A 23,865-nucleotide genomic window follows, 5' to 3' on the forward strand; every position below is an offset into this window, starting at 1 on the left:
GCGCCCCGGGCTCACCGGGTCTCGCCCCGGGGGTCACCGTGACTCGTGTAGGAGCCGGCCTCGAGGTACCGCCGGTGGGCTTCGGCCAACCGCTCGGGATCCAGGGTCACCCCGAGGCCGGGCGCCATCGGCACCGGCAGCGTCCCGTCGGTGAACACGTGCTCCGGCCGGACGATGTCGTGGACCAGGAGCGAGAGATGGGTCTGGCTCGCCAGCCCCACCGCGTTCGGGCACGTGCTGACGACCTGCAGGGCAGCCGCCGTCGCGATCCCGAGGTCACCCGGGCTCTGCTTGGCGACCGGAATGTTGGCGACCTCGCACAGACCGCACACCTTCTTGAACGCCAGGAGACCCCCGACGCGGTGGGGCCCGGTCAGGATGACGTCCGCCGCCCGCCGGCGCACGACCTCCAGCACATCGGACTCGAGCCAGGCGCCCTGATCGGCCGCAATCGGCACGTCGACGGCATCGCGCACCCGCTCCATCGCATCCAGATCCAGCATGGAGACCGGCTGCTCGACGAACTCGAGGTCGAACGGCTCGATCCTCTTGATCACCCTGATGGCCTCGCCGGCCGTCCACGCCTCGTTGGCATCGACCCGGAGCTTGGCCCGCGTGCCGAGCGCTTGGCGGACCGTCGCGACCGTCTCCACGTCGGCCTCCTCGTCGAGCCCGATCTTCAGGTACACGGTCCGCATGCCGCGCTCGACCGCCGCCCCCGCCTCCTCGGCCATCGTGGCCAGGGGCTTTCGCGCGATGGGATAGTAGAAGGGCACTCGGTCCACGACGGGGCCGCCGAGGAGATGGGCCACCGGTTGGCCGGCCGCCTGACCGATGAGGTCCCAGAACGCCATCTCGACCGCGGCGATCGCGTAGTTCCCGAGGCGGCGGAAGTAGTGCCAGCCGCCCCGCCCGTACAGCATGCGGGTGCACTGCTCGACACGGTAGGGATCGTGGCCCTCGATCAGGCCCGCGAGGTGTCTCAGCGCCTCGAGCATGATCGGCGTGGACGGCGCGCCCACGGCTTCTCCGAGCCCGACCAGCCCGTCGTCGGTGTGGACCTGCACGATGACGCGCGAAATCCCGCGTCGCTCGCCCCACGCCCAGGTCTCCGGCTCGCGGAACGGCACCGAGACGGGCGTGATCTCGACCCGCGTCACTTTCATGTCGAGGCTCGTAGGTCCTGTCGGGACCGCGAAGCCACCGAGGGCCGCGCGGTCCTGGGCGGGAACGATAGCACCGAGGCCCCGGCCTGGCAAGCGAGCCGCGGTGTCGTCGCCCCGCCGGATTGCCGACGGCATCGGTCAGCCCTGATCGGCAAGAAATGGGTGGGCCATGAGCCCCTCCTACCCTTGCAGCCTTTCTCGTGGTCGCCGTCGTCGTCATCGTGACGCCGGGGCCGGACACGGCCCTGACCATTCGCAACACGCTGCTGGGCGGGCGCCGGGGCGGTGTCTTCACGGCGATGGGTGTCGCGGCCGGACAGGCTACCTGGGCCCTGGCGACGAGTGTGGGCGTCACGACGCTGCTCGCCGCGTCCGAGCCGGTCTTCGTCGCGGTTCAAGCTCGGCGGCGCGGCCTACTTCCTCGGGATTCAGGCGCTGCGCGGCGCCTGGCGGCCCTCGGGCCAGGGCCCGACCACCCCGACGGGGGGCCGTCCCCCGTCTCACAGGGGGACGACGGCCCCCAGCATCGTCAGGTTGGGTGGAATCCGCGGCACGTCAGTCGTCCCGGGGCGGTCGTAGGTCGCCGGCCAGCGGAGGCCGGCCCCGGTGCCGAGGACGACCGCCGTCTCGGCCGGCCGAAGGACCCCCTCCTTGCCCAGGGCGCGCAGGCCGGCCAGGGCGGTGGCGGAGGAGGGTTCGAGGGCGAGGCCATGCTGGCCCAGCTCTCGGCCGGCGTCCCGGATCGCCTCGTCCGTCACCGCGACCGCCGAGCCGCCGGACTCGCGGACGGCGCGTAGGGCGTGGTCGCCGCTGAGACGGTCGACGAGCGACAACGCGATGGTCGGCCGAGGCCTGACCGGCCTCACGTCCGGCCATCCGGCGCGCCACGCGGCGACCACCGAGTCGCCCGCCTCCGGCTGGCAGGCGACCATGCGAGGTCCGGTCGGCGCGAGCCCGAGCTCGACGAGCTCGCGGAATCCTCGCCACACCCCGGCGATGCCGTCGCCGCCCCCGACCGGCACACAGCACCAGGCAGGCACGCGGCGGCCGAGCTGCTGCCAGATCTCGTAGGCGATGGTCTTGTAGCCCTCGAGCCCGAACGGGTTCCCGACGCGCCGGCCCTCGACGAGCGGGGCGTTCCGGTTCGAGACGAACCAGCCGTGGTCTTGGTGGAGCGCCTCCAGGAGCGTCAGGGGCGAGCCCGGGCCACGATCCGGCTCTACGATCACCGCCTCCCCTCCGTAGTGACGCACCTCGGCGACGACCGAGGGAGGCGCGTCCGGCGGGAACAGCACCAGGCTCCGGAGGCCGGCTGCCGACGCATACGCGGCCATCGAGACCCCGTGGTTCCCCGATGAGGTGCAACAGATCCGGTCGTAGCCGAGCTCGCGGGCGATGGCCACCGCCACCGCGTTCGTTCGATCCTTGTACGACAGGGTCGGGTTGGCCCCTTCCAGCTTGACCGCCGCCTCAGCGAGCCCGAGCTCCCGCGCGACCCACTCCATCGCGACCAGCGGCGTCTGTCCCTCCCCGAGGGTGACCGTCGCCTCCTGGCGAGTCACCGGGAGGAACCGGTGAAAGCTCCAGAAGTGCGTCCCGCCGGTGAGGCGGCCGGCATCCGCCGGCTCGAACGCATACGTGACCGCCAGCGCGCCCGCCCGGCCGGCCGCCCGGCAGCTCTGGCAGCCCGAGAGCTGCGGCCCCCACGGGTGAGCGGCACCGCACTGCGTGCAGGCGAGCCCGGTCGCGGCCGAATAGGCGGCGCTCATGGGCCGACCGAGGCGAGGCCGCGATCCGCCGCCGTGAGGATCCGGCATCCGTCCTCGGTCACCAGGACCGTGTCCTCGATCTGGAATCCGCCGTAGCCCGACTCGTAGTACGGCACCTCGACGTTCAGCACCATCCCCGCCTCGAGCCGCTCGTCCGAGCCCTCGACGATGAGCGGCGCCTCGTACATCTCGAGCCCGATGCCGTGACCCACGTGGTGGCGGCGGAAGTGGGGGATGCCGGCCTGCCGAATCGTGTCGACGGCGAGGGCGAAGAGGTCACCGACCCGGGTGCCCGGCCGCACCGCGGCCACCGCCGCGTCCTGCCCGGCCCGGATGGCCGCGTAGGTCCGGAGGTGATCGGCTGACGCCCGGCCGAGGACTCGGGTCCGCCCGATGTCGGACCAGTAGCCACGATAGCGCAGGCTGGAGTCGGACCGGATCAGATCGCCCGGCGCGCCGACGTACGACGCGGCGTGAAACGACCCGCTGCTTCGAGGCCCGAGCGTCGTCTCCCAGTGGCCTGGATCGGCGCCCGCCGCCGCCGCTTCAGCTCGAAACGCCGCCTCCATCTCGGATTCGGGCCGCCCCTCGGCTGCCACGGCGAAGGCCCGGGCGGCCGACCGCTCGTTGATCGCGATGGCCTGGCGCAAGAGGTCGAGCTCGTCCGCCGTCTTGATCCGCCGGATCTCGGCGAGGATGCTTCGGGCCTCGACGAGGGCGCCGGCGGGAAGCCGTGCCGCCAGCACCCGCCAGAGTGCCGGGCTCAGGCCGCCCTCGTCGACGCCCACCGCGCCGGCCCCACCGTCCTCGGCGAGGATCGCCAGCAGCGCCTCTTCGGCCGTCGCATGGTGCGGGCAGCTCTGGCGGAGGTCCTGGACGACCGCCTCCGCCGGCGAGAGAGTCGCGCCGGCCCGCCGCTCCACGTGGTAGGTCCCGGTGGTCCGAATGGCCTTGGTGGCCACCGGCCGCTCGACGGTGTACTCGAGGCCTGACATGCCGACGATCAGGACTGGCTCGCGCCCCGGGAGCGCGACCGCGTAGGCGCCGGGATAGCGGTAGATGTACAGCGCCGGAGAGTCGTAGCCGGTCAGGTACCGGACATTCTCGGCCGAGCTGGCGACCAGGGCGCGGAGTCCGTGGGCGGCCAGGGCGGCCTGGATCCGTCGATCGTGTCGAAGCATCGTGATCAGCCCGCCCGGCGGAGGAGTCGGCCCGCCCGGGCGCTGGTGTGCTCTCCGTCCCGCACGGTCAGCACGCCGTTGACGAAGACGTACCGGATGCCCGCCGGAAAGGCGATCGGGTGCTCGAAGCTGGCGCGGTCGACGACCGTCGCCGGATCGAAGACCACCAGGTCAGCTTTCTGGCCCGGTCCCAGCGTGCCGCGATCAGTCAGTCCCATCCGCCGAGCGGGGCCCTCGGTCAGCTTGTGGACCGCGCCCTCCAGGGTCAGCACCCCGCGCTCGCGAACGTAGCGGCGCAGCAGATGGCTCGCCCAGCCGTAGGAGTAGATGTGCCGCACGTCCCGGCAGGGGCCGTAGGGCGCCACCGTCGAGCCGTCGGAGATGACGACGCAGTCCGGGTCGCGAAAGGTCGCGTCCACGTCTTCCTGCCGATGGAGGGGAGCCGACCAGAAGAGGCTGCTCGGGTTGTCCCCCTCGTCGGCGAGCAGGTCGAAGACGACGTCCCAGGGGTCGCATCGCCGGGCGGCCGCCAGCTCCTGGATCGTCTGACCGTGGAGATCGCGGTTGGCCGGCGCGTCGTAGACCGACAGCAGGTCCCAGCGACCCTGGTGGACGTGCTTCCACTGCGGGTTCTCGTTGGCGCGCATCCGGGCCCGCTCCCGCGGATCGCGCAGCCGCTCCCGGAGCCGCCGCACGCCGCCCTCGAAGGCCCACGGGGGGAGCGCCGCCATCACGAGCCCCCGACCCAGCAAGTAGGGATGGTTGTCGAAGGCGACGTCGAGGCCGGCCGCCCGCGCGTGGCGGATCGCCCCCATCGCCGCCTCGGCCCCGCCCTCCCGCACGCCCCACCGGGGGGAGACGTGGGAGATCTGAAGCCGCACGCGGGCCGCGCGGGCCGTGTCGAGTGCTTCGTCGATCGCCGTCTCGTAGGAGTAGTCCCGGTTGCGGATGTGAGTGGCGTAGAGGCCCCCGCGCCGCCCCACCGCGGTCGCGAGGGCGACCAGCTCCTCGGAGGTGGCCGTCTTTCCCACCGGGTACTCGAGGCCCGACGACAGCCCGAAGGCCCCCGCCTCCAGCGACTCCTCGAGGAGCCCGACCATCCGGCCCACTTCGGCCGGGGTGGCCGGCCGGGGCTCGGGCCCCATGGCCGCCAGCCGCAGGGCTCCGTGCCCGACGAGCCCGCCCACGTTGATCGACACGCCGTCCCGGCCGAGCGCCTCCAGCCACTCGGCGAACCGGCGCCAGCCGATGTCGACCCCGGGCAGGTAGTCGATGATCGCGAGCGGCAGGTGAACCGGATCGGCGAGCGGCGCGCAGGACATGCCGCAGTTCCCCACCAGCTCGGTGGTGACGCCCTGGCGGACGGCGCTCTCGGCGTTCCGGTTGAGGAGCAGCGTGTAGTCCGAGTGGGTGTGGATGTCGACGAACCCCGGCGCCACCACCTGCCCGCGCGCGTCCATCTCCACGGAGGCCGCCGGCAGACCGGGTCCGATCGCGACGATCGTGTCGCCGGCCAGGCCGACGTCCGCGTCGTAGGCGGGGCGCCCGGTGCCGTCCACCACCCGGCCGCCGCGAAGGACGAGACTCAGCACGCGCCGTCTCCGCGCGACAGGCGGCCGGCACGGACGTGGCGCCGCATGGACAGGCCCTCGGGCCGCGCGATCCTCACCGGTTTGCCCTGACAGTCCTCCGAAATCGGGACGACCGTACGCCAGGCCTGGACGGGCGTCAAGGGCTGCCCGTCGGCGCGGACGCGCGTCATGCGCGGCGCGCGCGCCCCCGACCCGACGCGCAGTTGACGGCTCTGGTCTCCGGGTGCTACTGATCGCCCCGATGGGACGAGCGCCGGCGGGTCGCCACGCTCCCAGCCGGCCAGGGGGCTCTCAGAAAAGGGGGAACGTGATGGCTGAACGACTCGGGTTGGGCGTCATTCCGGGAGTGGGCTGGAAGGCCCGTGAGATTCAGGCGATCGCGCGCGAAGCGGAGGAGGCAGGCTTCGACGCGATCTTCGCCGCCGAGGTGAACAACGACGTCCTGGCCACGGCCCAGCTCATGGGCGCGGCCACCAAGCGAATCCAGATCGGCACGTGGATCGCCAACATCTACCTGCGACATTCCTACGTCTGTGCCCAGGGCGCGGCCCTCGTCGCCGATGCCACCGGCGGGCGCTTCATCCTCGGGCTCGGGGTCAGCCACCCGCCGGTGAACCGGGCGCTGGGGATCGACATGCAGGATCCGCCCCGGGCTCTCAGGTCTTACGTGACGGCGGTCCGCGGCTGGTTGAAGGGTGAGGGCCCGGCGACGCATCTGCCCCAGCGGCCGGCCCCGCAGCCGGTGCCGCTCTACGTGGCCGCGGTGACCTCCAAGACCGTCGAGCTCGCCAGCGAGCTCGCGGATGGGATCATGCCGTTTCTGTGGTCGGCGGCGCGCGTCACCAAGAGCAAGGCGTGGACCGCCCGCGGCCGGGCCAGGGCCTCGGGGCTCGGCAAGCTCGACGTCACCCTCGGGCTGCCGACCTTCATCGGCGACGACCTCGAGGCCTTGCGCGACGCAGCCCGCCAGAACCTCGCCCTCTATACCACCTTTCCCTTCTTCCAGCGACTGTTCAGGGCCAGCGGCTTCGCGGCCGAGGCGGCCGAGATGGAACAGGGGGGCGGGGGCGCCTCGCTGACCGACCGCCTCCTCGATGCGGTCTGTCTCCTCGGTCCCCTCGCCCGTTGCCGGGAGCAGCTCGCCGCGTTCCGCGCCGCCGGCGTCGATCTCCCCATCCTGGTTCCTCCCATCGGCGTCGACGGAGCCCGTGCGGTGATCAACGCCTTCAAGCGATAGGCGAGCCGGAGGGGGCGTGGCGGTCCCTTCCGAGAGCTCTGCCCGGCACCGATCGCCCGGCATTGACTCGTGGCTCCGTCTGCCGCAGGATCGGCCCTCGGGAGCGGGACCGGGCATCCGCCGTGTCGCCGGGATCGAGTCCGGGGGGAGGACGATGTCGTCAGCGGGGCCTTTCGGCAGGACGAGACCCGTGACACTGGGTGCGCGGCTCGTGATCCTCGCGGGGCTCGTGCTGGCCGCCGCGCCGGGCCGCGCCCAGGCGCCCGTGGCGACCGAGAGCGGGCGCCTCTCCGTGAGCGGCGAGTACCTCCTGTGGTGGACGAAGGACAGTCCGGCTCCTACACCGCTCGTGAGCACGGGCCCCCTCGGCGATCCCCGGTCGCGCGTGCTGCTCGGGGGCCAGGACATCGACACCGGCGAGCACCACGGCGCCCGCGTGACCATCGGCTACCGGCTGACCGACGACCGCCGGTGGGGCATCGAGGGCAGTCATCTCTTCCTGCCGCGCACCTCCACGCGCCGGAGCGTGAGCGCGCCCGGCACGGTCGGCTCCCAGGAGCTCTCCATCCCCTTCTTCGACGTCACGCGTCCCGGCGAGAGCACGACCGGGCTGGCGGTGCCCGGGCGGTTCGCCGGGACCGCGACCGAGAGGCTGACGAGCCGGCTCGGCGGCGAGGAAGTGAACGGGATCCTGACCCTGACCGCGACCGAGCGGTGGGGACTCGACCTCCTGGCCGGCGTGCGCCACCTCGGCCTCAGCGAGAGATACCACTTCGACACCAACACGCCGGGGGTGCCGCCCCAACCCGTCGACGTCTTCGAGACCCGCGATGCGTTCGACGCCGACAACCGCTTCTACGGCGGGCAGGTCGGCCTGCGCGGGCGCTATGCCCTGGGACGCTGGCGGGTGAGTGGCGGCGCCAAGGTGGCTCTGGGGGCGATGCGCGAGAAGGTCGAGATCGACGGCGTCCTCGTCACCAACGACTTCAACGGATTCGGGACCCCCCAGGCCTTCCCCGGCGGCTACTTCGCCCAGCCGACCAACATGGGCACCCACCGGCGGGACGTCTTCGCCGTCGTGCCCGAGGCGACCATCAGCGTCGGCTACCAGGTGACGTCCTGGGCGCTGGTCTTCGTCGGCTACACCATCCTCTACGCGAGCGACGTGGTGCGGCCGGGCGACCACGTGGACCGGGGGATCAACCCGAGCCAGAGCGCGTCCTTCACCGGGACCCAGCCGAGTCCTCTGGTGGGGCCGGCTCGGCCGGCCTTCCGGTTCTCGGGCTCGGACTTCTGGGCCCAGGGTCTCAGCGTCGGCCTCGCCGTCCGCTTCTGAGCGGCGCCGGGCCTCAGAGGCTCGGGCGCTGGAGGAGCACGATCCCGACCGCGATCAGCAGGACGGCCAGCACCTTCGTCCAGCTGAACGCCTCCCGGAGGACCAGGAAGCCGACCAGCAGGATGAGGCTGGTGTGCACGCCCCCGACGATGAACGACGCCGTCACCTCGAGGCCGTGGGAGAAGGCGAGGAGGCCGAAGAGATCGACGCCGGCCGCCGCCAGCCCGGCGATCAGGAGCCAGGCCACGCTCTCGCCGCTCACGACGACCTCGGCTCCGCGCGCCCGCATGACGAGCAGCACCGCCAGGTTCACGACAAAGGCGCCCGCCGTCACGATCATCGCCCCCAGGGCGGGGTTGATCCGCGCCGAGGCGAGCTTCACGCCGATGGTGTACGTCGCGGCCGAGGCGCCCATGAGCACCGCGAAGAGGAATGCCGTCCGGTTCATCGCCGCCCCGGTCCCGTCGCGCTAGAGCCGATACGAGGCGTCCTCGGCGTCGAGGCGCCGGACGAGCGCGTCCCAGTCGAGCTGCCCGAAGGGCTCGCCCTTGTACCAGGTCCAGTAGCGCCGGGACGCGTCCTCGCACACATCGGGGGGTGGAAGCCGGATGGGACGCCCGGTGGCCAGCGCCTGAACCTGGATCTCGCACGCCCGCTCCAGATAGTGCATGAGCACGAAGGCCTCGGAGACCGCCCGCCCGATGGTGAGGAGGCCATGGTTGCGCATGACCAGCGCGCACTTGTCCCCGAGATCCGCGACCATCTGCGCGCATTCGTCGATCGCCTCGACGTAGACGTAGTCCGTGTAGGCGACCCGGTCGTAGAAGATCAGGTTGATCTGGTTCAGGGGCAAGAGCTCGCCCTCGAGGGCCCCTAGCGTGGTGCCGGCCCGGGTGTGGGTGTGGACGATGCAGAACGCGTCCGGCCGGGCGCGGTGGATCGCGCCGTGGATCGCGAAGCCGGCGGGGTTCAGCCCGTACGCCGTGTCGTCGAGGATCTTGCCGTCGAGGTCACACTTGACCAGGCTGGAGGCCGTGACCTCCTCGAAGAGGAGGCCGAACGGGTTCAGCAGGAACTGGCCCTCGGTGCCGGGGACCACCGCCGACACGTGCGTCGAGGTGAGGTCGGTCATCCGGAACTTGGCCAGCAGCCGGTAACAGGCGGCCAGCTGCACGCGCGTCTCCCATTCGGCCCCGGTCATCGCCACCATGTCATCCTCCTCGCCCTGCCTCGGGAACGTCAGGGCGTCACCCGGCCCCTTCCCCTACCGCGCCGGCTGCAGGGAGGCCTGCCGGGCGGTTTCCATGAGCCGGCCCCCCCGCTTCTGTAGGGTCAGCGTGCCGGACTCGGTGACGGTGGCTGGCCGGCGGGTGACCCGATCGACGACGGTCGTCTCCACCGCGTAGGTCACCTCGGCGGTGTCCCCGTGGATGGAGACCGCCTCCACCGTGGTCCGGATCGTGATCTGCGCGTCGTCGCGATATCCCGCCCAGGCCCACCGCTTGTACTCCGCCCCGGAGAGCGTGATCTGCCGACCGCCGGACGTGATGGTCATCCGGGCGGTATCCGCGACCTTGTCGAGGAGGCGCGTCCGCCGCTTCCACTCGCCGATGGACGCCGCGCCGTCCTCCTCGGTCATGAACACGCGTACCTCCGGCTCGGTGATGCTCGCGGTGCTGCCGATCGGCACCGGCCCGCCGGAAGGCGGCGCACCCATCCCCCCGGGCGCGCCGGGCGTGCGCGGGTCCCGCTCGATGCGCTCGATGTCCTCCCGGGGGATGCGGACCACGCCGCCGAATCGCTCGAACTCGACGGCATCGCCGGCGTCCCGCCAGGCGCGGACTTCGATCCGGCCCCCGTTGCGGAGGTGCAGCACGTCGGCGCCGGCCGGGGCGGAGCCGACGAGCGCGACCACCAGGGCGAGCGTGAGGAGCCGGATCGTATGGTGTCGCATCGGCCCCATTCAACGCCGACCGCCGGCGGCCGTCAAGTCTTTGGGGGAGCGCTGGCCCGGGCCAACGGTCACCACGGCACCGCGAGATGCGATGCCGCTGGTCAGACGGGGCCGAATGGCCTATCGTGGCGTGGTGGCCATGACCTCGCGACACGCTCGGGTGGCCCGGCTCGACCGCTACGTGCGCATCCCCACCGTGAGCCGGCGCGTGACGCCGGAGATGGTCGAGCACGTGCGCGCCTTCTGGCAGGAGCAGGGTCTCGCCCTGGAGCCGCTCTCCCCGCCCGGAGATCAGGGCACGCCGGCCCTCTGGGGGGAGATTCCCGGCCCGGCCGGCGCCCCCACCGTGCTCCTCTACGGCCACTACGACGTCCAGCCCACGGGCGACCTCGCCCGGTGGGTCTGGGACGGGGTGCCGTGCGAGCCCTTCGCGCCGACGTACTTCCACGACGGCCGGCGGGTCGACCCGGCGACCGTGGACGACGCGGCGCTCGACGCGGTCACGATGGTGGCGCGGGGTGGGGCCGACAACAAGGGTCAGCACCTCGCCAACGTCCTCGGCGCCCTCGACGCCGCCCGCGCCGGGACGCTCCGCTGGCGCGTGCGGATCATCCTCGACGGCGAGGAGGAGCACGGGAGCCCCCACCTCGGAGAGATCGCCCGCGCCCACCGCGCGCGGCTGGCCGCCGACGTCGTCATCTGCTCCGACGGCCCCAAGCAGAAGAACCGCCCGACCCTCGTGATGGGCGTGCGGGGCATGCTCGAGGTGCACCTCACGGTCGAAAATGGCCAGCGGACGGCCGTCCACTCGGGGAACTACGGAAACATCGTGGCCAACCCGGTGCTGCCGCTGGCCCGGCTCATCGAGGACCTCCAGGGGCGCGTGCGCGAGTTCGCCCAGGACAACGGCGCCTTCCGGCAGGCGGCCGAGGCGGCCTTCGCCCGGTGGGAGCGCGAGGCCGTGTGGAAGCCGTTCCTGTGGCCCTACGTCAACGCCAACCACCTCGCGACCGAGGGGACCTCGCTCGAGCAGCGCCGCACGGTGATCCCGCGGGCCGCCCACGCGCGGGTCGACATCCGCCTCACGCCCGACGCCTCGCCCGAGGCCATGTCGGCGCTCGTCTACCGGGCCGTCGCCGACCATCAGAAATCCGCCGAGGGCGTCACCTTCCAGGTGCGGACCACCGGCCAGCCGGCCAGCTACACCTCGCCGGACCGCCCCGAGTTCGCCTGGCTCCTCCGCCTGCTGGGCGAGCAGGGCGACGGCCCGCCGGTGGCGCTGCCGACCCTCGGCGGCACGCTCCCGACCTGGGTCTTCACCCAGCTCCTCGGGATCCCGACCTTCGTGATCCCGTCGGCCAACAGCGACAACCAGCAGCACGACGTCAACGAGCACTACGTGCTCCGCCACTTCTTCGCGCAGATCGCGCTCTACGACCGGATCGTCTCTTCGCGGCCGTAGGCGACGGCGAGTCAGCCCGAAGCCGAGATCCGGTGCTATAGTGGCGGGCCAAAGGGAGGCAACCGTGGGGACGAACAAGAAATCCGCGGGCTATCGGTCCTACCAGTACCTCGAGGAGAACGTCGACTATCGCGGCTTCCACCTGGCCAGGGAGCTGGGCCGCGTGCCCTCTCGGCGAGTCGAGGTCTCGCCGGACGAGGAGGCGCGGGTCCAGCGCCTGCTCGCCGACCACGTCGTCGTCTCCATGCACGACCACCCGGTCGTGTCCCCGGAGGACATCACCCAGATCTTCGAGCAGAAGCGGCGCGGCCGCGACTTCACGGGTTTTCAGGGTCTGGCCGCCTCCGGCCTCGACTGCGTCTTCGACAACCTGATGGACGGGATCTGCACCATCACCTCCCCGGCCGGCTGGAAGTGGACCGACGTCCTCCACGACCTCGGCATGCGGCTCTGCGACCTGGCCCACCAGGACTTCGTGATCGTGGCCGACGGGATGCGGGACATCCTGAAGGCCCACGCGGAGGGGCGGGTCGCCCTCGTGCCCACCTTCGAGGCCGCGACGCCGATCGAGAACGAGGTAGACCGCGTGGACATCCTCTACGGCTTCGGCGTCCGCAGCATGGGCCTCGTCTACAGCGAGGCGAACGCCCTCGGCAGCGGGCTCCGGGAGCCGCAGGACGGGGGGCTCACCGACCTCGGCCGAGCCGTCGTGCGGCGCATGAACAAGCTCGGCATGCAGATCGACGCCGCCCACTGCGGTGATCGCACGACCCTCGACATCATCGAGGCGAGCGAGCATCCCATCGTCATCTCGCACGCCGGCTGCCGCGCCCTCTGGAACACGCGGCGCATGAAGCCGAACGAGGTGCTGGAGGCGATGGCCAGGAAGGGCGGCGTGCTGGGGATCGAGGCGGCCCCGCACACGACCCTCACCGACCGCCATCCCCTCCACAGCATCGAGTCCTACATGGAGCACTTCGAGTACGCCGTGAAGCTGCTCGGGATCGATCACGTCGGCTTCGGCCCCGACACGCTCTTCGGCGATCACGTGGGACTCCACCACGCCTACGCGGCGCACCTCTCGATCGGCAAGGCGCACGCGGGGAAGAAGTTCCAGGAGGTGCCGTATGTCGACGGGCTCGAGAACCCCGCCGACTATCCCAACATCGTGCGGTGGCTGGTCAAGCACGACTACAAGGACGAGGACATCGTCAAGGCGGTCGGCGGGAACGCCCTCCGAGTCCTGAAGCAGGTCTGGATCCGCTAGATCATTACTCGGGGGGGTCTCGGAAGATCCCCCCGATGCCCCCCTCGTGGCGGCGGCGAAGCCGCCGCTCGGAGCACTCCTCGATGCACCGCGGGCTCGGTGGTCGGCGCCGGGTCGGGTTACTCCGACAGGCTCCTGGATCCTGGGAGGGGGCCTCGACGGCTCCCTCCGACACCTCTCGCGAAGCGTCCTCACCGGCTTGACTAAGTCTATGCCTTAGTCTACCGTTGCCATCATGAAGACAGTGAACGTTCACGAGGCAAAGACGCACCTCTCGCGCCTACTTGCGCGCGTCGCGCATGGCGAGGAGATCGTCATCGCCAAGGCGGGAAAGCCCATTGCCCGGCTGGTGCCGGTGGGCCCCGCCGCCGGTCAACGGGTCCTCGGCCTGGACCGGGGACGGGCGGTCATCGGTGACGATTTCGACGCCCCCCTTCCGGAAGACACGCTGGCGGCCTTCGAGACGTGAGGATCCTGCTCGACACGCAGTGCTGGCTCTGGATGCTCATCGCGCCGGAACGCTTCTCTTCCGAGGGGCGGGCTCACCTCACGGCGCCCGAGAACGAGCTGCTTCTGTCCGCGGGCAGTGCCTGGGAGATCGCGATCAAGCATGCCCTCGGGCGGTTACGTCTGCCCATGGAGCCGGCCGAGTATGTGCCGAGCCGGCTCGCGGCGACAGGAACCTTGCCGCTCGCGATCGATCATCGCCATGCGCTCCGCGTGGGGCAGCTCCCGCCGCACCATCGGGATCCCTTCGATCGCATCCTCATCGCGCAGGCGCAAGTCGAGGCGATCCCCATCCTGACCTCGGACCCGCACTTCGCGCGATATGAAGTCGACCTGCTTCCCGCCTGAGCGAGCCGCCTCGCGGGAGGCCTCATGAACGTCGGTACCTCCGACCCCTGGGCGGAAGGACAGGCCTGGCGTATGATGCCGGAGCAATGGCGGTGACCAGCCTCGAGGTCCAGACGCGCGAGACCGTGCTGGACGGCCGGCCATCGGGGGGGTCTTCCGAGACCCTCCCGAAGAACTAGCCGCCCCGCCGGCGCGACACCAACGAATCGGCGAGCGGAGGTCGACACGATGCGCACCGCCCTGGTCGCCGGGCTGGTCCTGCTGGCTCTTCTGGCCTCGGCGTGGCCGGCGTCGGCGCAGGGCGCGACCTTCTCGCTCCCGCTCATCGACAACGCCCGGATGTGGCCGCTAGTGGGGGGGCTCCCCAACATCCTGGTCAACAAGGTCGTCTACAGCACGCTGGTCAAGTACGATCCCAAGGACTGGACGCCGGTCGGCGACTTGGCCGAGCGCTGGACGGTGAGCGAGGACCGGCTCACCTGGACCTTCCATCTCCGCCGGGCCGTCACCTGGCACGATGGCAAGCCCCTCACCGCCCGCGACGTGAAGTTCACGATCGAGCGGCTCTGGCTCAATCCCCAGGTGCCGTTCTTCCAGCGGGCCAACGTCCAGGACATCAGCCGCGTCGACGTCGTCGACGACCACACCGTCCGCATCGCGACCAAGGTGCCCTTCGCCACGCTGCCCGTCATGCTGGGGTACCTGGCCAACATCCTCCCCGAGCACGTCCTGGGGAGCTACACCCCCGACCAGCTCCGCAACCCGGTCGACTTCCTGCGGAGCCCGATCGGCACCGGCCCCTTCCGCTTCGGCGAATCCGTGCTCGGCTCCCACATCCGGCTGGTCGCCTACGACCGCTACTTCCTGGGCCGCCCCCGGCTCGACGCCATCGTCTTCCGTGTCGTGGCCGACGTCGAGCAGCAGCTCGCCCAGCTCCAGACCGGCCAGCTGGACCTCATGATCATCGAGCCGCACCAGGTCCCGACCGTCCAGCGCATGCCGAACGTCCAGATCGTGGACGCCCCCCAGGTCAACTACGCGTTCGTCGGCCTGAACCACAAGGCGGAGCCCTTCGGCGACCGAAAGGTGCGCCAGGCACTCGCCCTCGCCGTCGACCGCAAGGCGATCCTCGACAGGATCTACCTGGGCAAGGGGCGCCTCGCCACCGGACCCATCAACCCGCTCGTCGGGTGGGCCTACACCGACGCGGTGGACCAGTATCCCTACGACCCGGCGCGTGCCCAGCGGCTCCTCGACGAGGCGGGCTGGACCAGGGGCTCCGACGGAATCCGCCGGAAGGGCGGGCAGCCCCTTCGCTTCACGCTCGACTTCGACCGCGGCAACCCGGTCCGCGAGCAGACCGCGGTCGTGGTCCGCCAATACTGGCGAGACATCGGCGTCGACGTCGAGCTGCGCGTCAGCGAGTTCAACGCCTTCCTGTCGCGCATCCGCACCCGGCCGAACCCGCTCCAGGCCTGGGTGCTGTGGTACATCACGCCGCCCGAGGCCGACCTCCTCGGCTACTACCACAGCCAGGGCACGCTCAACGAGTTCGGCTACGCGAACCCCGAGGTCGATCAGCTCCTCGAGAAGGGGCGCGCGACCTTCGACCAGAAGGAGCGGGCCCGGATCTACCAGCAGGCGCAGAAGCTCATCGCCGCCGACGCGCCCGTCCTCTACCTGGTCTACCCGGCCGAGATCCAGGCGCTCGCCCGGCGCATCCAGGGCTGGGTCCCGATGGGCTACCGCGACGCGCTGACGCACATGGTCGGCGTCTCGGCCGCCCGCTGACGCCACCTCGTCCCTGCCCTGCCTCACCGTCTCTGCCGAGGCGCGACCGAACGTGACACGCTATCTGATCCGCCGGGTCGGGCAGACGGTGGTCCTGCTCCTGGTGGTGAGCCTCGTCGTCTTCGCTCTCGTCACCCGGGCGCCCGGCGGTCCCGGGATCCTCCTCGACCGCAACATGGGGCCGAGCGAGATCGCCCAGATGCGTGCCCTCCTCGGCCTCGACCAGCCGCTCCACGTCCAGTACGTCCGCTGGCTCGGCCAGGTCCTCCGCGGCAACCTCGGCGTCTCCTACCAGGCCGGCATACCGGTCCTCGAGATCATCGGCCAGATGCTCCCCAACACCCTCGTGCTGTCGGCCGCCGCGCTGATCCTGTCGCTCGCGGTCGCGATCCCCGCCGGGGTGATCTCGGCGGCGCGGCCCTATTCGGCGACCGACCACGCCGTCACGCTCCTGGCCCTGTTCGGGATCTCGATACCGACCTTCTGGCTCGGGCTCATGCTCATCGTCCTCTTCTCCATCGTCCTCGGCTGGCTCCCGCCTGGCGGCATGCAGACCATCGGCGCCCCGTCGTCGGTCCTCGACCTCGTCCGGCACCTCGTCTTGCCGGCCGTCGTGCTGGGGACCGCCAACATGGCGCTCTTCGCCCGCTACACGCGCTCCTCCACGCTGGCGGTCCTCCGCCAGGACTATGTCCGCACCGCCCGCGCCAAGGGGCTGACCGAGGGCGCCGTCCTCTACCGCCACGCCCTCCGGAACGCGCTCCTCACCATCGTCACCGTGGTCGGCCTCCAGCTCCCCCGGCTGGTGGCCGGCGCCGCCATCACCGAGACCGTCTTCGCCTGGCCGGGGATGGGGAGCCTGGCCGTGCGCGCGGCTTTCGAGCGCGACTATCCGATGATCATGGGGATCACCCTGGTCATCTCGGCCGTCGTGGCGGCCTCGAGCCTCCTGGTCGATCTCCTCTATGGCTACGTCGATCCGCGCATCCGCTACGATTGACCTCCCGGTCGCGCTCCCCGTCAGGGCCCCGGCCAGCCGGACGCTCGCCCGCTTCGGGCGCCACCGGCTGGCGGTAGCCGCCCTCGGCGTGCTGATTCTCGTGCATGCGCTCGTGCTGCTGGCGCCCTGGCTCGCGCCCTACAGCCCCGAGACCGTGTCCCTTCTGGAGCGGCTCCAGCCCCCGACCCGGGCGCACTGGCTCGGCACCGACGAGTACGGCCGGGACGTCCTGACCCGACTCCTCTATGGCGGGCGGGTGTCGCTGGCCGTCGCGCTCGCCTCGATGGCGGCGTCGCTCGTCCTCGGGGTGGCGGTGGGGGCGATCGGAGGGTACGCCGGCGGGCCGACCGACGCGGTTCTGATGCGGATCACGGACGCCATGCTGGCGATTCCCCTCTTCTTCATCGCGTTGATGGCGCTCGCGATGCTGGGCGCCACGCTCGTGAACCTGGTGCTCGTGATCGCGCTGTCGTCGTGGATGACGGTGGCGCGGGCGGTGCGGGCCGAGGTGCTGCGGACGCGCGAGCTGGAGTTCACGCTGGCGGCCCGGGCGATCGGATGTAGCCGCCTGCGGGTCCTCGCGCGGCACGTGGTGCCGCAGTCGATCCCGACCGTCACGGTCGCGGCGACGCTCGGCGTCGCGTTCGTGGTCCTGCTGGAGTCGTCGCTCTCGTTCCTGGGCCTCGGGGTCCAGCCGCCGGCGGCGTCGTGGGGCAACATGCTGAGCGGCGCCCGCGGGTACCTCCGCACGGTGCCGGGCCTCGCGGTGATGCCGGGCGTCCTGATCTTCGTCACGGTGCTCTGCTACAACTGGTTCGGCGACGGGCTGCGGGACGCGATCGACCCGACGCTGGCCCAACGCTGACCAAAAGGAGGCTGGGCAATGCGCTACGCGTGGCCGAAGGGCAAGCGGTCGGCCGTCGTGCTCTCGTTCGACTTCGACGCCGAATCGGGGTTTCTCTTCCGTCAGCCGGAGAAGGCGCGACGGAGCCTGGCGGACCTCGAGGAGCGCCGGTTCGGGCCCCGGGTCGGGGTTGACCGGATCCTGAGGCTGCTCGATCGGGTGAAGCTCCGCGCGAGCTTCTTCATCCCCGGCTGGACCGTCGAGAATCACCTGGCCGAGTCGAAGCGCATCCGCGACGCCGGCCACGAGATCGGCGCCCACGGGAACGTCCACGAGGCCGTCGACGGGATGGAGCGCGAGCCGGAGGAGGCCATCATGCGGGCCCAGCTGGCGATCCTCAAGGACCACCTCGGCGTCCGCCCGGCCGGCTACCGCTCCCCGTCGTGGGACGTCAACGTGTGGACCCCGGACATCTTGAAGGCCCACGGGTTCCTCTACGACACGTCCCTCATGGGCAACGACGTGCCCTACGAGATCGACACCGCTCACGGGCCGCTCGTCGAGGTGCCGGTCCAGTGGCTGCTCGACGATGCCCCGCTCTTCCGCCACGTCTACGGGGCCACCAACGCGATCGCCGACCCGGCTCGCGTCTTCACGCTCTGGAGCCGCGAGTTCGCCGGGATGCACGCCGAGAGCGGCTGCTTCGTGTTGACGTGCCACCCGTTCATCATCGGCCGCGCCTCCCGCATCGCCATGCTCGAAGAGCTCGTCCGCTACATGCGCCGATCCTCGGGCGTGTGGTTCACCACCTGCGAGGAGGTGGCCCGCTGGCACTCCGCGCAGCCGGCGACCCTGCCCCGGGCGCCGGCTCCGGGCCGAACGCCGCGCCCGCGGGCGTCGGCCGGCCGCGCGCGCCCGGCACGATAGCGGCGCGCGCGTCCCGGGCGCCCTCGGCGTGCGTCCAGCCGAGATCGCGGGCGCCGCCGAGCCGGCCCCTTCAGCCGCACCTTCAGCCGACCGCCTTGCCAAGGCTGCGAACAACCGCTATTCTGTGGAGTGTCGCCAGGCATTCCAGCGGAGCTGGTGGCAGGGGGGTTCTCCCGCGTGAGTCACCAGGCACCGCGTCCGTTCCATCGCCTCTCGAGCCCGGGACCCGCTTCCGCCTATCGCGAGGCGCCCTGTCGGCATCCCGCCTGCCGCTGCTCTGCCCGTCCGGAACGGCGGTACTGTAGCGACTCCTGCGCCGCCGTCGGCGCCGGGCGCGGATCGATCGGTGCCCCGTGCCAATGCGAACACGATCTCTGTACGGAAACCCGGCGTGAAGCGTAGCGCGCCGGAGAAGCCCTCGGTGGCCGCCCGAGCGCCCCGGGGCGGGGGGAGGCCTCGATGAAGATCGAGGTATTCGACAACCAGATCGAGCCCGCGCTCAAGGCGCTCAAGAAAGAGATGGCCACCGGAGGCCTGTTCAAGGAGATGAAGCGACGGGCCTACTATGAGAAGCCTTCAGTGAGGCGGAAGCGCAAGCAAGCCGAGGCCCGGAAGCGGCGGCGACGGGCGGCCCGGCGCTCGCATGGCGACTAGTGGATTGTCGGCCATGACCACGCGCCGCGTGAGGCCCGGTCACAGCGGACCTGATCGGTCCGCCACAACACGAGAGAGGAGGCGGCCATTCCACCAAGGATCTTCGTAGGCAACCTGAGCTTCCAGACGACCGCGCAGCAGCTCACGCAGTTCCTGTCGGCGGCAGGCAACGTCGTAGGGGTCCACCTTCCCAGCGATCGCGAGACGGGCCAGCCTCGTGGTTTCGCGTTCGTGGAGTTTTCGAGCGAGGCCGAGGCGGCCGACGCCATCCGGCTCTTCAACGATCGGGACCTCGATGGCCGGAAGCTGCGGGTCAACATGGCCGACGATCGGCCGCCGCGGGCCGGCGGCTTTCGCACCGATCGGCCCTCCGGCTCCTTCGGCGCGGGCTCCCGCGGCGACGGTGCCCCGCCGCCCTCGAAGAGGCCGTTCAGGAGCAAGGGGAGCCGCCGCGGCATCCGGGCGCGCAAGCGGAGCCTCTGACCGTCCGTTACCCTGGCATCCGGCTTCGTTTCGGGTGACACGGCGCGTTCCTCGGTCCCCCGGAGGGCGCGCACACCTCGCGCGTCGCCAGCACTCGCCCGCCTCACGCTCGCGCCGTCTCGGGTCCGCCACCGCGTTCGGGGCCGAAGGTCCTTCGGGCCGGCATCCCGAAGCGGCGTCGCGCGTCCGCGTCGACGGAGACCCCACCACGACGATCCAGCCGCGGTAGCCCGGAGATTCGAGCCTATTCCGCGGATCCGTCGGCCGGCGCCGGGCGGAGTAGCCGGACCTCGACGGCGGCGCCGTCGGGGACGCCGAGGATCGCCAGCGCGTCGGTCGGCAGCTCGCCGTGGTCGCGGTCGTCGCCCGGCGCGACGTCGACCCACGCCCGGAGGGGAGCGCCGCGCGGGTTGACCAGCTCGACCACGGCGCCGCCGGTGACGCCGAGGCGGGCGGCGGCAGCGCCGCCGAGGCGGATCACGAGGTGGCTGACGGCGTCCGGGGTGTGGCCGGGCGGCCGCACCCGCACCACGAGCCAGGGGCGGGCGCGGGCCAGGCGCGCCCGACGATCGCGCGTCGCATCCGCGTCGATGGCGCCGCCTCGAAGCACCAGCCCGTAGGCCGCGTCGGCCCGCTCGAGGCTCACGAGCCCCTCGGCGACGTCGCGCGCCGCCACCCCGAGATCGCGCTCCAGCGGATCGCCATAGCCGCCACCCCCTGAGCTCTCCATCACCACGACGTCGCCCGCCTGCAAGGGGAAGCCGCTGACCTTGCCCGGCAGCGGGGAGGGCTCGATCGCCGCTCCGTCGCGGAGGACGTAGAACCGGTTCGGGGCGCCCGGCCGGCCGCCGCAGACGCCGTAGGGCGGGAGCAGGTTCCGTTCCGAGAGGACCGAGAGCTGCGCGCCCGGCGCGAGCACGCGGATCTCGCGGCGCAGGCCGAGGCCACCTCGCCACCGCCCGTCGCCGCCCGAGTCGACACGCAGCGCCGTCCGCTCCACGCGGAGCGGATACTTCTGCTCGACCGCCTCGACGGGCTGGATCGTCGTCATGTCGCTCTCGGTGAACGCGCGCACGGCGTTGTTCCCGTCGCCGCCTTCGAACGCGCCGGTCCCACCGGCCGGGTACTCGTAGAAGATGAACGTCGCCCCCGCGCGCGGGTCGACGCCGCCCACGTAGCAGTGGTTCCCGCCCCCTTTGAGGTCGCCCGTCACCTTCCCCGCGATGGCCTGGGCGAGCGCCCCCATCACCGCCGACTCCACCGCGTACTTGATCTCCACCATCCCGCCGCACGGCGCCGGCAGCCGCGCGTTGACGACCGTGCCCTCGGGGGCGAGGACGGTGATGGGCCGCAGCGCGCCCGAGTTGATCTCGCCGCCGGGATCGAGGAACGCCTTGAGGATCGTGAACGCGCCGGTGGGCGCCATGGCGGGACCCACGTTGGTCGGCCCGGCCGTCTGGGGCGCGGAGCCGGACAGGTCGACGGTCACCGCGTCGCCGGCGACGACCAGGCGCGCACGGATCCGGATGGGCTCGAGCCGCTGGCGGCCGCCTTCGAGGTAGGCCTCGTAACGGTACTCGCCGTCCGGCAGCTCCCGGATCTTCCGGCGCATCCGCCGCTCGGCGCGGTCGAGCAGCTCGACCACGCACGCCCGTAGTGGCGCAATCCCGTACCGCGCGATGAGCGCCTCGACCCGCTCGGCCGCCTTGCGGCAGGTCCCGAGCATGGCCCGGAAGTCCCCTTCCCGGTCCCGCGAGACCCGCATGTTCGCAAACAGCAGATCGAGCGCTGCCTGGTCGGGGCGCCCCCGCTGAACGATCTTGATCGGCGGGATGCGGATCCCCTCCTGGTAGATCTCCGTCACGGCGCCGGAGAGGCTCCCGGCGGTCATCCCGCCCACGTCGCCCCAGTGGGCCCGGACGACGGGGCAGAGGAAGAGGCGGCCCTCGGCGAACAAGGGATAGATCATGGCGACGTCGTTCAGATGCGTCCCGCCCGTGTAGGGATCGTTGTGGAGGAAGATGTCGCCCGGGTGGATGTCCTCGCCGAACTTCTCGCGCACGGCCCGCATCGACCAGGCGATGGGCACGATGTGGAGCGGGTGGTCCTGTCCGCGGGACATCGCGACGATCTCGGCGTCCTCACTCATCAGCACGCAGGAGAAGTCCTCGCCCTCGTAGATGATGGAGGAGTAGGCGGTCCGTACGAGGGTCACGCGCATCTCGCGCACGATCGAGGACAGGGCCTCGCGGACGACCTCGAGCGTGATGGGATCGATCACCGCGCCCTCCAGGCTCACGGCGACCGCTCGAGCAGCAGGTTGGCGACGGGATCGACCGTCGCGTGCCAGTGGGGGAACAGTACCGTCGTGGCGCCGAACTCCTCGACGATCGCCGGCCCGGCCAGCCGGACCCCCGGCCCGAGGCGCTCCCGTTGATAGACCGGGCAGGCGACGAGCTCGCCCTCGAAGTGGACCGGACGGACCTCGATCCGGGCTTCCTCCGGGCCGCCGGCTCTCGCGCCGTACGGCAGCAGGTCGGGCTTCGCCACCACGCCGTAGGCGACGAGCCGGAGGTTCACGATCTCCACGGCGCCCGCCGCGTCGGCGTGGCCGTACATCGCGAGGTGGCGGGCGTGGAAATCCGCGGCCGCGCCGGTCACGGTCAGCGATGGCGGATCGACCGGTACCGTGAGCTCGAAGGCCTGGCCGACGTAGCGGAGGTCGAGCGCCGTCTCGAAGCCCATGGCCTCGAGGCCAAAGCCCTCGGCGGCGAGGCGCGCCGCCGCGTCGGCCCGCATCGCGGCGAAGGCCGCCCCGAGCGCGGGAAGCTCGGCCTCGGCGAGCCGGGTGATCCGGGTTCGCACGGCGTCGAGCTTGATGTCGGAGGCGAGGAGCCCGAGCGCCGAGAAGTTGCCGGGATAGGCGGGGACGAGGATCCGCGTCATCCCGAGCTCTTCGGCGACCGGACCGGCGTGCATCGGGCCGGCGCCGCCGAAGGCCACCAGCGTGAAGTCGCGCGGGTCATGGCCACGCTGGAGCGTGATCTCGCGGATCGAGGCGGTCATCCGCGCCACGGCGATGCGGATCACGCCCTCCGCCAGCCGGGGGGGGTCGAGCCCCGGCACCCGGACGGCCAGGCGCTCGAAGGCCCGGCGGGACAGTCCGGGATCGAGCCGGATCGCGCCGCCGAGCGGCCGGGCGGTGCCGATGCGGCCGAGGAGGATGTCGGCATCGGTCACCGTGGCCTCGAGGCCCCCCAGCCCATAGCACGCCGGCCCCGGGTCGGCCCCCGCCGACCGGGGGCCGACCTGGAGCGCGCCGTCCACGTCCACCCAGGCCAGGCTCCCGCCCCCGGCCCCGACGCTCTTGATGTCCACCTGCGGGATCTTCACGGGAAAGGCGGCGATCAGGGTGTCGGTCGTCACGAGCGGCGCCAGATCCTGAACCAGGCAGACGTCGGTGCTGGTCCCGCCCATGTCGTAGGTGACCAGGTCCCGGATCCCCGCCCGCCGCCCCACGGCCACCGCCCGGCTCACCCCGGCCGCGGGGCCCGAGGCGACGGTCTTGATCGGCAGCCGCCGCGCCATGGCGAGGGTCAGGGCGCCGCCGTTCGAGCCGACGGTCAGGACGCCCGTGCGGGAGCCGGCGGCGATCAGCTCGCGCTCGAGCGCGTCGAGGTAGCGGTCCATGAGCGGCTGGACGTAGGCGTTCAGGACCGTCGTCGAGAAGCGCTCGAACTCCCGGTACTCCGGGACGACCTCCGAGGAGAGCGAGACCGGCCGCCCGGGGAACGCCTGGCGGAGCGCCTCGCCCACCGCCTGCTCGTGGGCCGGGTTGGCGTAAGCGTGGAGACCGCACACGGCGAACGCCTCGGGCTCGAGCGGCGCCAGGCGGGCCACCACGCTCTCGAGCTCGGCCCGGCCCAGCGGTCGCGCGACGCTCCCGTCGTGGAGGATCCGCTCGTCGACCTCGAAGCGGAGCGGCCGGGGCACCAGGGGCTTGGGGCGGACGAAGGTGGGGTCGAAAAGGGCCGGGATGTTGCGCTTGGTCCGGCCGATCTCGATGAGGTCGCGGAAGCCCGCGGTCGTGACCAGCGCCACCCGCGCGCCGCGGCGCTCGAGGATGGCATTGGTGCCGACGGTGGTGCCGTGCACGATCCGACGCACGGCGGGGAGCGCGATGGCGAGCTCCGCGAGCCCCTTCAGCACCGGGCGGGCCTCGTCCCGGGGAGCGGAGGGGATCTTCGTCAGGCGGACCGCTCCCGTCGCGTCGTCGACCGCGGTCACGTCGGTGAACGTGCCGCCGACGTCGATCCCCACGACCATCATCCGCCACTCCTCGCCGGC

Annotated in this window: 21 protein-coding genes and 1 pseudogene; 13 read left to right on the forward strand and 9 right to left on the reverse strand. The window is 71.8% G+C overall.

The genetic code is table 11. The annotated features are described in order from the left end of the window. Positions 1-11: 11 nt before the first annotated feature. Positions 12-1,166, reverse strand: a complete 1,155-nt coding sequence (locus VGW35_04445; GenBank protein HEV8306893.1) for a mandelate racemase/muconate lactonizing enzyme family protein — start codon at positions 1,164-1,166, stop codon at positions 12-14. Positions 1,167-1,387: 221 nt separating this feature from the next. On the opposite strand from VGW35_04445, the pseudogene VGW35_04450 reads away from it, so the two are divergent. Beyond that, positions 1,388-1,501: pseudogene (locus tag VGW35_04450) on the forward strand (LysE family transporter). A gap of 165 nt (positions 1,502-1,666) precedes the next feature. Here VGW35_04450 and VGW35_04455 read toward each other — a convergent pair. Genes VGW35_04455 through VGW35_04465 form a run of 3 tightly spaced genes read right to left on the reverse strand, consistent with a single transcriptional unit; the run spans position 1,667 to position 5,708 of the window. Then, entirely contained in the window at positions 1,667-2,935 is a 1,269-nt protein-coding gene (locus VGW35_04455) for a threonine synthase (protein HEV8306894.1), read from the reverse strand. After that, complete coding sequence (locus tag VGW35_04460) at positions 2,932-4,116, reverse strand: Xaa-Pro peptidase family protein (protein HEV8306895.1); 1,185 nt, start codon at positions 4,114-4,116, stop codon at positions 2,932-2,934. Before VGW35_04460 ends, VGW35_04455 begins: the two co-directional genes overlap by 4 nt. A gap of 5 nt (positions 4,117-4,121) precedes the next feature. Next, complete coding sequence (locus VGW35_04465; protein ID HEV8306896.1) at positions 4,122-5,708, reverse strand: D-aminoacylase; 1,587 nt, start codon at positions 5,706-5,708, stop codon at positions 4,122-4,124. Positions 5,709-6,018: 310 nt separating this feature from the next. On the opposite strand from VGW35_04465, the gene VGW35_04470 reads away from it, so the two are divergent. Both VGW35_04470 and VGW35_04475 read left to right on the forward strand, forming a co-directional pair. Continuing rightward, positions 6,019-6,945, forward strand: a complete 927-nt coding sequence (locus tag VGW35_04470) for an LLM class flavin-dependent oxidoreductase (protein HEV8306897.1) — start codon at positions 6,019-6,021, stop codon at positions 6,943-6,945. Between the two features lie 190 nt (positions 6,946-7,135). Further along, positions 7,136-8,281: a BBP7 family outer membrane beta-barrel protein gene (locus tag VGW35_04475; GenBank protein HEV8306898.1), complete on the forward strand. Its 1,146-nt coding sequence runs from the start codon at positions 7,136-7,138 to the stop codon at positions 8,279-8,281. 13 nt (positions 8,282-8,294) lie between these two features. Here the strand turns inward: VGW35_04475 and VGW35_04480 are convergent, their stop codons facing one another. The 3 genes from VGW35_04480 to VGW35_04490 are packed head-to-tail and all read right to left on the reverse strand — an operon-like array spanning position 8,295 to position 10,235. After that, entirely contained in the window at positions 8,295-8,729 is a 435-nt protein-coding gene (locus VGW35_04480; GenBank protein HEV8306899.1) for an EamA family transporter, read from the reverse strand. A 21-nt stretch (positions 8,730-8,750) separates the two neighbouring features. Further along, complete coding sequence (locus tag VGW35_04485) at positions 8,751-9,491, reverse strand: class II aldolase/adducin family protein (protein HEV8306900.1); 741 nt, start codon at positions 9,489-9,491, stop codon at positions 8,751-8,753. Between the two features lie 54 nt (positions 9,492-9,545). After that, a complete protein-coding gene (locus VGW35_04490) occupies positions 9,546-10,235 on the reverse strand; it encodes a hypothetical protein (protein HEV8306901.1) in 690 nt (229 codons plus the stop codon). 115 nt (positions 10,236-10,350) lie between these two features. Between VGW35_04490 and VGW35_04495 the strand changes: the two genes are divergently transcribed. The 10 genes from VGW35_04495 (at position 10,351) to VGW35_04540 (ending at position 19,518) form a co-directional block, all read left to right on the forward strand. After that, complete coding sequence (locus VGW35_04495) at positions 10,351-11,697, forward strand: M20/M25/M40 family metallo-hydrolase (GenBank protein ID HEV8306902.1); 1,347 nt, start codon at positions 10,351-10,353, stop codon at positions 11,695-11,697. 64 nt (positions 11,698-11,761) lie between these two features. Continuing rightward, the gene (locus VGW35_04500; GenBank protein HEV8306903.1) at positions 11,762-12,964 is read left to right on the forward strand and encodes a membrane dipeptidase; all 1,203 of its coding nucleotides are present in this window, start codon (positions 11,762-11,764) and stop codon (positions 12,962-12,964) included. 235 nt (positions 12,965-13,199) lie between these two features. Next, positions 13,200-13,433: a type II toxin-antitoxin system Phd/YefM family antitoxin gene (locus VGW35_04505; GenBank protein HEV8306904.1), complete on the forward strand. Its 234-nt coding sequence runs from the start codon at positions 13,200-13,202 to the stop codon at positions 13,431-13,433. Further along, positions 13,430-13,819 (forward strand): type II toxin-antitoxin system VapC family toxin, encoded by a 390-nt coding sequence (locus VGW35_04510; protein ID HEV8306905.1) that lies wholly within the window; start codon positions 13,430-13,432, stop codon positions 13,817-13,819. The genes VGW35_04505 and VGW35_04510 overlap by 4 nt, the downstream gene beginning before the upstream one ends. Positions 13,820-14,047: 228 nt before the next feature. Beyond that, positions 14,048-15,610, forward strand: a complete 1,563-nt coding sequence (locus VGW35_04515; GenBank protein HEV8306906.1) for an ABC transporter substrate-binding protein — start codon at positions 14,048-14,050, stop codon at positions 15,608-15,610. 52 nt (positions 15,611-15,662) lie between these two features. Next, on the forward strand, positions 15,663-16,610 hold the full coding sequence (locus VGW35_04520; protein HEV8306907.1) for an ABC transporter permease: 948 nt from the start codon (positions 15,663-15,665) through the stop codon (positions 16,608-16,610). Then, a complete protein-coding gene (locus tag VGW35_04525; GenBank protein ID HEV8306908.1) occupies positions 16,576-17,475 on the forward strand; it encodes an ABC transporter permease in 900 nt (299 codons plus the stop codon). The genes VGW35_04520 and VGW35_04525 overlap by 35 nt, the downstream gene beginning before the upstream one ends. Positions 17,476-17,493: 18 nt before the next feature. Beyond that, positions 17,494-18,381, forward strand: a complete 888-nt coding sequence (locus VGW35_04530) for a polysaccharide deacetylase (GenBank protein HEV8306909.1) — start codon at positions 17,494-17,496, stop codon at positions 18,379-18,381. Positions 18,382-18,840: 459 nt separating this feature from the next. Then, a complete protein-coding gene (rpsU, locus tag VGW35_04535; protein HEV8306910.1) occupies positions 18,841-19,035 on the forward strand; it encodes a 30S ribosomal protein S21 in 195 nt (64 codons plus the stop codon). A 99-nt stretch (positions 19,036-19,134) separates the two neighbouring features. Continuing rightward, on the forward strand, positions 19,135-19,518 hold the full coding sequence (locus tag VGW35_04540) for an RNA-binding protein (protein HEV8306911.1): 384 nt from the start codon (positions 19,135-19,137) through the stop codon (positions 19,516-19,518). Between the two features lie 244 nt (positions 19,519-19,762). Here the strand turns inward: VGW35_04540 and VGW35_04545 are convergent, their stop codons facing one another. Together VGW35_04545 and VGW35_04550 are read right to left on the reverse strand one after the other, a co-directional pair. Beyond that, positions 19,763-21,817, reverse strand: coding sequence for a hydantoinase B/oxoprolinase family protein (locus VGW35_04545; GenBank protein ID HEV8306912.1), 2,055 nt, complete (start codon positions 21,815-21,817; stop codon positions 19,763-19,765). Next, entirely contained in the window at positions 21,814-23,847 is a 2,034-nt protein-coding gene (locus VGW35_04550; GenBank protein ID HEV8306913.1) for a hydantoinase/oxoprolinase family protein, read from the reverse strand. The genes VGW35_04545 and VGW35_04550 overlap by 4 nt, the downstream gene beginning before the upstream one ends. Positions 23,848-23,865: the final 18 nt, after the last annotated feature.

Source organism: Candidatus Methylomirabilota bacterium (genome assembly GCA_036005065.1).
Lineage (GTDB): Bacteria > Methylomirabilota > Methylomirabilia > Rokubacteriales > DASRDR01 > DASYQW01.

Excerpts from the sequence above, each read along its gene's own strand:
- VGW35_04445 (HEV8306893.1), bottom strand. The coding sequence starts at position 1,166 with ATGAAAGTGACGCGGGTCGAGATCACGCCCGTCTCGGTGCCGTTCCGC.
- VGW35_04455 (HEV8306894.1), bottom strand. The coding sequence starts at position 2,935 with ATGAGCGCCGCCTATTCGGCCGCGACCGGGCTCGCCTGCACGCAGTGC.
- VGW35_04460 (HEV8306895.1), bottom strand. The coding sequence starts at position 4,116 with ATGCTTCGACACGATCGACGGATCCAGGCCGCCCTGGCCGCCCACGGA.
- VGW35_04470 (HEV8306897.1), top strand. The coding sequence starts at position 6,019 with ATGGCTGAACGACTCGGGTTGGGCGTCATTCCGGGAGTGGGCTGGAAG.
- VGW35_04480 (HEV8306899.1), bottom strand. The coding sequence starts at position 8,729 with ATGAACCGGACGGCATTCCTCTTCGCGGTGCTCATGGGCGCCTCGGCC.
- VGW35_04485 (HEV8306900.1), bottom strand. The coding sequence starts at position 9,491 with ATGGTGGCGATGACCGGGGCCGAATGGGAGACGCGCGTGCAGCTGGCC.
- VGW35_04490 (HEV8306901.1), bottom strand. The coding sequence starts at position 10,235 with ATGCGACACCATACGATCCGGCTCCTCACGCTCGCCCTGGTGGTCGCG.
- VGW35_04495 (HEV8306902.1), top strand. The coding sequence starts at position 10,351 with ATGGCCTATCGTGGCGTGGTGGCCATGACCTCGCGACACGCTCGGGTG.
- VGW35_04505 (HEV8306904.1), top strand. The coding sequence starts at position 13,200 with ATGAAGACAGTGAACGTTCACGAGGCAAAGACGCACCTCTCGCGCCTA.
- VGW35_04515 (HEV8306906.1), top strand. The coding sequence starts at position 14,048 with ATGCGCACCGCCCTGGTCGCCGGGCTGGTCCTGCTGGCTCTTCTGGCC.
- VGW35_04525 (HEV8306908.1), top strand. The coding sequence starts at position 16,576 with ATGGCTACGTCGATCCGCGCATCCGCTACGATTGACCTCCCGGTCGCG.
- VGW35_04530 (HEV8306909.1), top strand. The coding sequence starts at position 17,494 with ATGCGCTACGCGTGGCCGAAGGGCAAGCGGTCGGCCGTCGTGCTCTCG.
- rpsU (HEV8306910.1), top strand. The coding sequence starts at position 18,841 with ATGAAGATCGAGGTATTCGACAACCAGATCGAGCCCGCGCTCAAGGCG.
- VGW35_04550 (HEV8306913.1), bottom strand. The coding sequence starts at position 23,847 with ATGATGGTCGTGGGGATCGACGTCGGCGGCACGTTCACCGACGTGACC.